5 protein-coding genes and 2 rRNA genes (1 of these 7 cut by a window edge) are annotated in these 9,731 nt (G+C 56.2%); 3 read left to right on the forward strand and 4 right to left on the reverse strand.

What is annotated here, in order from left to right; all coding sequences use genetic code 11:
- Nucleotides 1–36: 36 nt before the first annotated feature.
- Nucleotides 37–2,778 carry an aconitate hydratase AcnA gene (gene acnA / locus EL257_RS18365; RefSeq protein WP_126365011.1) on the forward strand — a complete coding sequence of 914 codons (2,742 nt, stop codon included), beginning with the start codon at nt 37–39 and terminating at the stop codon, nt 2,776–2,778.
- Nucleotides 2,779–3,196: 418 nt separating this feature from the next.
- Here the strand turns inward: acnA and EL257_RS18370 are convergent, their stop codons facing one another.
- A complete protein-coding gene (locus EL257_RS18370) occupies nt 3,197–3,685 on the reverse strand; it encodes an SRPBCC family protein (RefSeq protein ID WP_126365013.1) in 489 nt (162 codons plus the stop codon).
- A 183-nt stretch (nt 3,686–3,868) separates the two neighbouring features.
- Here EL257_RS18370 and EL257_RS18375 point away from each other — a divergent pair, with 183 nt between their 5' ends.
- Together EL257_RS18375 and EL257_RS18380 are read left to right on the forward strand one after the other, a co-directional pair.
- On the forward strand, nt 3,869–4,789 hold the full coding sequence (locus tag EL257_RS18375; RefSeq protein ID WP_126365015.1) for an ADP-ribosylglycohydrolase family protein: 921 nt from the start codon (nt 3,869–3,871) through the stop codon (nt 4,787–4,789).
- Nucleotides 4,790–4,844: 55 nt separating this feature from the next.
- Entirely contained in the window at nt 4,845–5,249 is a 405-nt protein-coding gene (locus EL257_RS18380) for a lysozyme inhibitor LprI family protein (protein WP_126365017.1), read from the forward strand.
- Nucleotides 5,250–5,309: 60 nt separating this feature from the next.
- Here the strand turns inward: EL257_RS18380 and mrdA are convergent, their stop codons facing one another.
- The 3 genes from mrdA to EL257_RS18395 form a co-directional block, all read right to left on the reverse strand.
- A complete protein-coding gene (gene mrdA / locus EL257_RS18385; protein WP_126365019.1) occupies nt 5,310–7,202 on the reverse strand; it encodes a penicillin-binding protein 2 in 1,893 nt (630 codons plus the stop codon).
- Nucleotides 7,203–7,434: 232 nt separating this feature from the next.
- A 5S ribosomal RNA gene (gene rrf, locus EL257_RS18390) occupies nt 7,435–7,550 on the reverse strand.
- A 162-nt stretch (nt 7,551–7,712) separates the two neighbouring features.
- Nucleotides 7,713–9,731: ribosomal RNA gene (locus tag EL257_RS18395) — 23S ribosomal RNA — on the reverse strand; it runs 875 nt beyond the window's last position.

Here is a 9,731-nt window from a genome sequence, read left to right on the forward strand (position 1 = left end):
GATCCGTAGCCGTGCGGATTCAAAGGAGTGATTGTAATGCCGTCCCTCGATAGCCTGAAAACGCTCAAAACCTTACAAATCGACGACAAGACCTACCACTATTTCAGCTTGCCGGATGCCGCCAAAAGCCTGGGCGACCTCGACAAGCTACCGATGTCGTTGAAAGTCCTGCTGGAAAACCTGCTGCGCTGGGAAGATGAAAAAACTGTCACCGGCGCTGACCTCAAGGCAATTGCGGCGTGGCTCAAGGAGCGTCGCTCCGACCGCGAAATTCAATACCGCCCAGCCCGCGTATTGATGCAGGACTTTACCGGCGTCCCCGCCGTGGTCGACCTTGCCGCGATGCGCGCGGCAATGGCCAAGGCCGGTGGCGATCCGCAGCGTATCAACCCGTTGTCGCCGGTGGATCTGGTCATCGACCACTCCGTAATGGTCGACAAGTTTGGCAGCGCCAGTGCATTTGAGCAGAACGTTGATATCGAAATGCAGCGTAACGGCGAACGTTACGCCTTCCTGCGTTGGGGCCAGAACGCCTTTGACAATTTCAGCGTGGTGCCGCCGGGGACCGGTATTTGCCACCAGGTCAATCTCGAATACCTCGGCCGCACGGTGTGGACCAAAGACGAAGACGGGCGCACCTATGCGTTTCCCGACACGCTGGTCGGTACCGACTCCCACACCACTATGATCAATGGTCTCGGTGTGCTCGGCTGGGGTGTCGGCGGGATCGAAGCCGAAGCGGCAATGCTCGGCCAGCCTGTTTCGATGCTGATCCCGGAAGTCATCGGGTTCAAGCTGACCGGCAAACTCAAGGAAGGCATCACCGCCACCGACCTGGTGCTGACGGTGACGCAGTTGCTGCGCAAGAAAGGCGTCGTCGGCAAATTCGTCGAATTTTACGGTGACGGCCTCGCTGACTTGCCGCTGGCAGACCGCGCGACCATTGCCAACATGGCCCCGGAATATGGCGCAACGTGCGGATTCTTTCCGGTCGACGATGTAACCCTGGATTACCTGCGCCTGTCCGGCCGGCCGCCAGAAGCGGTGAAACTGGTTGAGGCGTACACCAAGGCCCAAGGTTTGTGGCGCCTGCCCGGCCAGGAACCGGTATTTACTGACAGCCTGGCGCTGGACATGGCCAGCGTCGAAGCGAGCCTCGCCGGGCCAAAACGCCCACAGGATCGCGTCTCGCTGCCGAATGTCGCGCAAGCGTTCAGTGACTTCATGGATCTGCAATTCAAACCCACCAGCAAGGAGGAAGGCCGTCTCGAAAGCGAGGGCGGCGGCGGTGTGGCGGTGGGCAATGCCGATTTGGTCGGGGAAACCGATTACGAGTACGAAGGCCGCACCTACCGCTTGAAGAATGGTGCGGTGGTGATTGCTGCAATTACCTCCTGCACCAACACTTCCAACCCAAGTGTGATGATGGCGGCCGGATTGCTGGCAAAAAAAGCCGTTGAGAAAGGCCTGACGCGCAAACCGTGGGTCAAGAGTTCGCTCGCCCCCGGGTCGAAAGTGGTTACCGACTATTACAAGGCGGCCGGACTGACTCAATACCTCGATCAGCTCGGCTTCTCGCTGGTCGGCTATGGCTGCACCACCTGCATCGGCAACTCCGGTCCTTTGCCGGAACCTATCGAGAAAGCCATTCAGAAAGCCGATCTCACCGTGGCGTCCGTGCTGTCCGGCAACCGCAACTTCGAGGGTCGTGTGCATCCACTGGTGAAAACCAATTGGCTGGCGTCGCCTCCCCTGGTCGTCGCGTATGCACTGGCCGGCAGTGTGCGCAGTGATATCAGCAGCGAGCCGCTGGGCGAGGATCAACACGGTAATCCGGTGTATCTGCGGGATATCTGGCCGACCAGCCAGGAGATTGCCGAGGCGGTCAATCAAGTGAACACGGCAATGTTCCACAAGGAGTACGCCGAAGTGTTTGCCGGCGATGAACAGTGGCAAGCCATCGAAGTGCCACAAGCGGCGACGTACGTGTGGCAGGAGGGCTCGACCTACATTCAGCATCCGCCTTTCTTCGACGATATTTCCGGTCCGTTACCGGAAGTCAAGGATGTAAAAGGCGCGCGGGTATTGGCGCTGCTTGGCGATTCGGTGACCACCGACCACATCTCCCCTGCTGGCAATATCAAAGTCGACAGCCCGGCCGGACGTTATCTGCGTGATAAAGGTGTCGAGCCGCGTGACTTCAATTCCTACGGCTCACGTCGCGGCAACCACGAGGTAATGATGCGCGGCACGTTTGCCAACATCCGAATCCGCAACGAAATGCTCGGTGGAGAAGAAGGCGGCAACACGATCTACATCCCGACCGGCGAGAAGCTGGCGATCTACGACGCAGCCATGCGCTATCAGGCTTCAGGTACGCCATTGGTAGTAATTGCCGGGCAAGAATATGGCACCGGCTCGAGCCGTGACTGGGCCGCCAAAGGCACCAATCTGCTGGGAGTCAAAGCAGTGATCGCGGAAAGCTTCGAACGCATTCACCGCTCCAATCTGGTCGGCATGGGGGTGTTGCCGCTGCAATTCAAACTTGATCAGAACCGCAAAAGTCTCAACCTGACCGGTAAGGAGTCGTTCGAAATCCTCGGGCTGACCGGGGTCGAATTGAAACCGCGGATGAACCTGCCGCTCGTGATTACGCGCGAAGATGGCAAACAGGAGAAGATCGAGGTGCTTTGCCGAATTGATACCCTGAACGAGGTGGAATACTTCAAATCAGGCGGGATTCTTCACTATGTACTGCGTCAACTGATCGCCTCTTAGAGAGGCGAAACCCAGGAGCGGTCGCAGCCGGCGTCTTTGTGCGCAGAGCGTCCCAGGCAACGTTCCCATGCAGCGCGTGGGAACAGTCGATCTGAAGATCGCTGACTGCACGGCCCCAACATACAGGCGAAAAAAAACCCGCCGAAGCGGGTTTTTCCCAAGACCATTATCGACTCCCTGTCGGCAGCGATCCTTGCGATGGTCGATCATCCTTGATCCTGAAACACTCCCTGTGTCTCAGTTGATGTGTGTAGATTACGCACTGGATCCAATGGGCAATAGTCGTAAAAGCTACCAGCGCGTGTAAGACATTCGCCATAGCGACCCTTCCGAAAACCCTTAGGCGTGTCAGGCAATGGGCAGCCGTGCGAGGCTCGCCGGGCTAGGTCAGCCACCGCAAAAGCAGCTTTCAAACTCGTCAATTATCTTCGCCCTCGCGGGCTTTTGCGCTGTCGGTCAGGAAGTGCTCCAACCGGTTCAATTGCTCTTCCCAGCCCCGGCTGTCCATGTGGTATGCCTCTTTCTGGCGGACATCGGGTATATGAGCGAATCCGGATTCGGACACTTTGAGCAACGTTCCGTCTTCGTAATCCTGCAATTCGAATTTGACCAGCGTCGTCGGCTCCTGGGAGTAATCGACCTGCGGATTCACCGCATATGGATGCCAGCGGAACGAAAACAATTGTTGCGGCTCGACCCGTTCCACCAGCACATTCCATAACACGTGTTCAAAACCCGGATACGTGACTTGGCCTTGTGTCCATTCACCGGCAATAAATCGCCTGCCTTCAAGCGCCACTCCAAACCACTGACCAAACGCCTCCGCATCGACAAGCGCACGCCAGACATGAGAGCGCGACGCCTTGAGCGTGATTTTGCGTTCGAAACTATTAGGTACTGGTTTCATACGTCACCTCCTGTTCTGAACACTAGGCTTGTATGACCACATGTCCAATGTGAAGTTGTATCAGGCCGGTGCACTGGGAAACATCCGGCGGCATTTCAACCCTCGCAATATCCGGATTCAGACACCACTCGGACACAGAAACTGCTACCGTTTCGGTGTACTCGAACAAAACAAGGACGAACGATGCCGCCATCCCTTTGCGAACGTTATCGCGGCGCCCTCCTCGGCCTGGCTTGCGGCGACGCGGTCGGCACTACGGTTGAGTTCAAACCGCGGGGATCATTCCAACCATTGACCGACATGGTCGGTGGTGGCCCGTTTCATCTCAAACCCGGGCAATGGACCGATGACACCTCGATGGCGCTTTGCCTCGCGGAAAGTCTGCTGATCAAAAACGGATTCGATGCCGCCGATCAAATGGGGCGCTACCTTAATTGGTGGCAGTGGGGTTATCTGAGCTCGACCGGCGACTGTTTCGATATCGGCAATACGGTGAGTCAGGCGCTGACGCGGTATCAACACACCGCAGATCCCTATGCCGGCTCGACAGACCCCGATAGTGCCGGCAACGGCTCGCTCATGCGTCTGGCGCCCGTCGTGCTGTTTTATTTCCCGGATACGCGGCTTGTACAGTCATTCGCCGCCGACAGCTCCCGGACCACCCACGCCGCTCCGGAGGCCATCGAGTGCTGCCAGTTGCTGGCCGCGCTGATCGCCAAGGCGCTTGAAGGTGCACCCAAGACAGAGCTTCGCCAACAGTCACTCTCCACTTACCACCAACCCAAAGTAGCGGCTATCGCTCGCGGGGATTACTTGGGCAAATCGCAAGACGCTATCAAAGGCAGTGGTTACAGCGTGCAATCGCTGGAAGCGGCGTTGTGGTGCTTTCATCACACAGACAATTTCCGCGCGGCAATACTGCAAGCCGCCAATCTGGGCGATGACGCCGACACCACCGCCGCGATTACCGGCCAATTGGCCGGCGCTTATTACGGCGTACGGGGTATCCCCAACAACTGGCTCGAAATCCTTTATGAAGCTGAGGAGATTGCGGCAACCGCGGATCGCCTGCTTGAGGCGTCCCGATCACGCATACCTGAATAGGCAGAGCACAATCGCTACACTGCTTTCAATTATCTTCCAACACAGCGAGATACTTATGTCCGCACGCCTGATTTCGGCGCTGATCCTTTTACTGCTCGCCCCTCTCGCTCACGCTGCAGTGGACTGCGCCAATGCCAGCGATCAGGCGACGATGAACCAGTGCGCCGGGCAGGACTTCACAGCGGCGGATAAAGAGTTGAACACGCTTTACCAACAAATCATCGGGCGCTTGAAGGACAGTCCCGATAGCAAAAAGCTGCTGGTCAGCGCTCAGCGGGCTTGGGTGGCGTTTCGTGATGCCGAGTGCAAGTTTTCAGCGTCCGGCGTCGAAGGAGGTTCTGTGTATCCGTTGGTCAACCGTACTTGCCTGACCGGCGCGACCAAGGCGCGAGTTGAAGCCCTCAAGTCATATCTTAAATGTGAGGAAGGCGACATGAGCTGTCCGGTGCCGGGGAGCTGATGCGTGCTTGCAGCATAGCGACGCCATCACCCATCAGATCGTAATCGGGTCCATGCTCCGCTACACGTGGGGATCACCAGGCGCTTTAGTCGGCGCTGCATACTGCGGTTTAAGGTGCCCGTCCTGATCAAGTAGCCAGGCATCCATGATTTGCCGAACTACCGGACCGGCTACACGGCCACCTGCCTCGCCGTTTTCGATCATCACCGAAATCGCGATTTTCGGATGCTCCGCCGGAGCAAACCCGACAAACAGGGCGTTGTCGCGATGTCGCTCGAGGGTTTTCTCACGGTTGTAACGCTCGCCCTGCTTGATCGCCACGACTTGCGCCGTACCACTTTTGCCAGCGATGCGGTATTGCGCACCCGCCGCTGCCGCGCGAGCAATGCCTCGCGCGTCGTGCATGACCATCTGCATGCCGTGGTTGACCTGCTCCCAGTCACGCGGATCCTTGAGCAGGATATTCGGCATCGGGTGTTCATCGACCGGCGCCACGCCATCAACGGTTTTGGCCAAGTGCGGGCGATTCCACACGCCTTTGTTGGCGATCAGCGCGGTGGCCTGCGCCAATTGCAGCGGCGTGACTTGCATATAACCCTGGCCGATGCCGAGGATAACCGTTTCGCCAGGAAACCAGGCTTGACGGCGGGTGGCGCGCTTCCAGGCTTGGGACGGCATCAAGCCTGGCGACTCTTCGAACATATCCAGTGAAACCTTCTCGCCAAGGCCGAACATGGCCATGTAGTCATGCAGGCGATCAATGCCAAGCTTATGGGCCAGGTCATAGAAATAGGTGTCGTTGGAACGCATGATGGCCGCGTCCATGTCGACCCAACCATCGCCGCTGTGATTCCAGTTGCGGTATTTGTGATCGAAGTCCGGGAGTTGGTAGTAGCCAGGATCGAAGACACGGGTCTGTGGGGTTACAACGCCGGCGTCGAGACCTGCAATCGCAACTTCCGGCTTGATTGTCGAACCGGGTGCATAGAGGCCGCGCAGCACGCGGTTAAACAGCGGTCGGTCGATGGAATCGCGCAGCGCCGAGTACTCCTTGGAGCTGATGCCGGTAACAAACAGGTTCGGGTCAAAGCTTGGGTTGCTGACCATGGCAAGTACTTCGCCAGTGGACGGGTCAAGTGCCACCACCGAACCACGACGATCCCCGAGAGCGGCCTCAGCGGCCTCCTGAAGTTTGATATCAAGGCTCAGCACGATGTTTTTGCCCGGCACTGGGTCGGTGTGTTTAAGCACTCTGAGAACACGACCTTGAGCGTTGGTTTCCACCTCCTCGTAACCAACATGACCGTGTAACTGGCCTTCATAGAAACGCTCAACGCCGGTTTTACCGATGGATTGAGTCCCACGGTATTCCACTGAATCGAGGGTCTTGGATTCTTTCTCGTTGATCCGGCCGACGTAGCCGATCGAGTGGGCGAAATGTGCGCCGAGCGGGTAGTGGCGGACGAACTGCGGCTCGACATCGAGGCCAGGCAGGCGAAACTCATTGACGGCTAAGACGGCGATTTGCTCTTCCGTCAGCTCGTAGAACAATGTCACTGGCGTGAAGGGATGGCGGGATTGCTTCATCGCCTTATCGAATACCGTGCGGTCCTCGGCCGGCAGATGCAGGAGGTTGATCACCTCGTCGAGTTCCTGCTTGACGTCAGTGGCACGTTCGCGGGTGATGGTCAGATTGTAGCTGGGACGGTTATCGGCGAGCAGTACGCCATTTCGGTCGTAGATCAAGCCGCGCGTCGGCGGGATTGGCAAAACGTGGACACGATTGTTTTCAGAGATTGTGGAGTGGTATTCGAATTCCACGACTTGGAGGATGTACAGCCGCACTACCAATGCGCAACTGACAGCGAAGACGAACAACGCACAGGCGATCAACCGTTTATTGACCAGTTGCGTTTCTTTTTCGTGATCTTTGATCGGGATGGCTTCAGTCATTTCTACAGCAACTCTTGGACATAAATGAGTGCCGATCCTTTGGCATGACATCAGTCCGTTAAAAAATGAGCTGCACCATATCAAAAACTGCCACATCACTTCAGAACGATTTCTCCCGATGGGCGATTCTTGCGACGGCTGGGACGGCTGGGACGGCGCTTTCGCTGGATAACTTTTCTCGCGGGCAAAACAAAACCCCAACTGCTTTCGCAATTGGGGTTTCGGAATTTAATCTTGACGATGACCTACTCTCACATGGGGAAACCCCACACTACCATCGGCGATGCATCGTTTCACTGCTGAGTTCGGGATGGGATCAGGTGGTTCCAACGCTCTATGGTCGTCAAGAAATTCGGGTACCGAACCGTGGCCAAGTGGCCTCGCTTCAGCAAATTGGGTATGTGACAGCTAGGTGTTTGTGCGTTTCGAACTTCCGGTTCGTTTCGTCTTCACACACCGCAATCTGGTTGCTCTGGTTTACAGAGCCGACGCAAATTGCTTGGGTGTTATATGGTCAAGCCTCACGGGCAATTAGTATTGGTTAGCTCAACGCCTCACAGCGCTTACACACCCAACCTATCAACGTCGTAGTCTTCGACGGCCCTTCAGGGAACTCAAGGTTCCAGTGAGATCTCATCTTGAGGCAAGTTTCCCGCTTAGATGCTTTCAGCGGTTATCTTTCCCGAACATAGCTACCCGGCAATGCCACTGGCGTGACAACCGGAACACCAGAGGTTCGTCCACTCCGGTCCTCTCGTACTAGGAGCAGCCCCTCTCAAATCTCAAACGTCCACGGCAGATAGGGACCGAACTGTCTCACGACGTTCTAAACCCAGCTCGCGTACCACTTTAAATGGCGAACAGCCATACCCTTGGGACCGGCTTCAGCCCCAGGATGTGATGAGCCGACATCGAGGTGCCAAACACCGCCGTCGATATGAACTCTTGGGCGGTATCAGCCTGTTATCCCCGGAGTACCTTTTATCCGTTGAGCGATGGCCCTTCCATACAGAACCACCGGATCACTAAGACCTACTTTCGTACCTGCTCGACGTGTCTGTCTCGCAGTCAAGCGCGCTTTTGCCTTTATACTCTACGACCGATTTCCGACCGGTCTGAGCGCACCTTCGTACTCCTCCGTTACTCTTTAGGAGGAGACCGCCCCAGTCAAACTACCCACCATACACTGTCCTCGATCCGGATAACGGACCTGAGTTAGAACCTCAAAGTTGCCAGGGTGGTATTTCAAGGATGGCTCCACGCGAACTGGCGTCCACGCTTCAAAGCCTCCCACCTATCCTACACAAGCAAATTCAAAGTCCAGTGCAAAGCTATAGTAAAGGTTCACGGGGTCTTTCCGTCTAGCCGCGGATACACTGCATCTTCACAGCGATTTCAATTTCACTGAGTCTCGGGTGGAGACAGCGCCGCCATCGTTACGCCATTCGTGCAGGTCGGAACTTACCCGACAAGGAATTTCGCTACCTTAGGACCGTTATAGTTACGGCCGCCGTTTACCGGGGCTTCGATCAAGAGCTTCGCGTTAGCTAACCCCATCAATTAACCTTCCGGCACCGGGCAGGCGTCACACCCTATACGTCCACTTTCGTGTTTGCAGAGTGCTGTGTTTTTAATAAACAGTCGCAGCGGCCTGGTATCTTCGACCGGCATGAGCTTACGGAGCAAGTCCTTCACCCTCACCGGCGCACCTTCTCCCGAAGTTACGGTGCCATTTTGCCTAGTTCCTTCACCCGAGTTCTCTCAAGCGCCTTGGTATTCTCTACCCAACCACCTGTGTCGGTTTGGGGTACGGTTCCTGGTTACCTGAAGCTTAGAAGCTTTTCTTGGAAGCATGGCATCAACCACTTCGTCACCCAAAGGGTAACTCGTCATCAGCTCTCGGCCTTAAGATCCCGGATTTACCTAAGATCTCAGCCTACCACCTTAAACTTGGACAACCAACGCCAAGCTGGCCTAGCCTTCTCCGTCCCTCCATCGCAATAACCAGAAGTACAGGAATATTAACCTGTTTTCCATCGACTACGCTTTTCAGCCTCGCCTTAGGGACCGACTAACCCTGCGTCGATTAACGTTGCGCAGGAAACCTTGGTCTTTCGGCGTGGGTGTTTTTCACACCCATTGTCGTTACTCATGTCAGCATTCGCACTTCTGATACCTCCAGCAAGCTTCTCAACTCACCTTCACAGGCTTACAGAACGCTCCTCTACCGCATCACCCGAAGGTGATACCCGTAGCTTCGGTGTATGGTTTGAGCCCCGTTACATCTTCCGCGCAGGCCGACTCGACTAGTGAGCTATTACGCTTTCTTTAAAGGGTGGCTGCTTCTAAGCCAACCTCCTAGCTGTCTAAGCCTTCCCACATCGTTTCCCACTTAACCATAACTTTGGGACCTTAGCTGACGGTCTGGGTTGTTTCCCTTTTCACGACGGACGTTAGCACCCGCCGTGTGTCTCCCATGCTCGGCACTTGTAGGTATTCGGAGTTTGCATCGGTTTGGTAAGTCGGGAT

The organism is Pseudomonas fluorescens, assembly GCF_900636825.1.
Classification (GTDB): Bacteria; Pseudomonadota; Gammaproteobacteria; order Pseudomonadales; family Pseudomonadaceae; genus Aquipseudomonas; species Aquipseudomonas fluorescens_BG.

Excerpts from the sequence above, each read along its gene's own strand:
- EL257_RS18380 (WP_126365017.1), top strand. The coding sequence starts at position 4,845 with ATGTCCGCACGCCTGATTTCGGCGCTGATCCTTTTACTGCTCGCCCCT.
- mrdA (WP_126365019.1), bottom strand. The coding sequence starts at position 7,202 with ATGACTGAAGCCATCCCGATCAAAGATCACGAAAAAGAAACGCAACTG.
- acnA (WP_126365011.1), top strand. The coding sequence starts at position 37 with ATGCCGTCCCTCGATAGCCTGAAAACGCTCAAAACCTTACAAATCGAC.
- EL257_RS18375 (WP_126365015.1), top strand. The coding sequence starts at position 3,869 with ATGCCGCCATCCCTTTGCGAACGTTATCGCGGCGCCCTCCTCGGCCTG.
- EL257_RS18370 (WP_126365013.1), bottom strand. The coding sequence starts at position 3,685 with ATGAAACCAGTACCTAATAGTTTCGAACGCAAAATCACGCTCAAGGCG.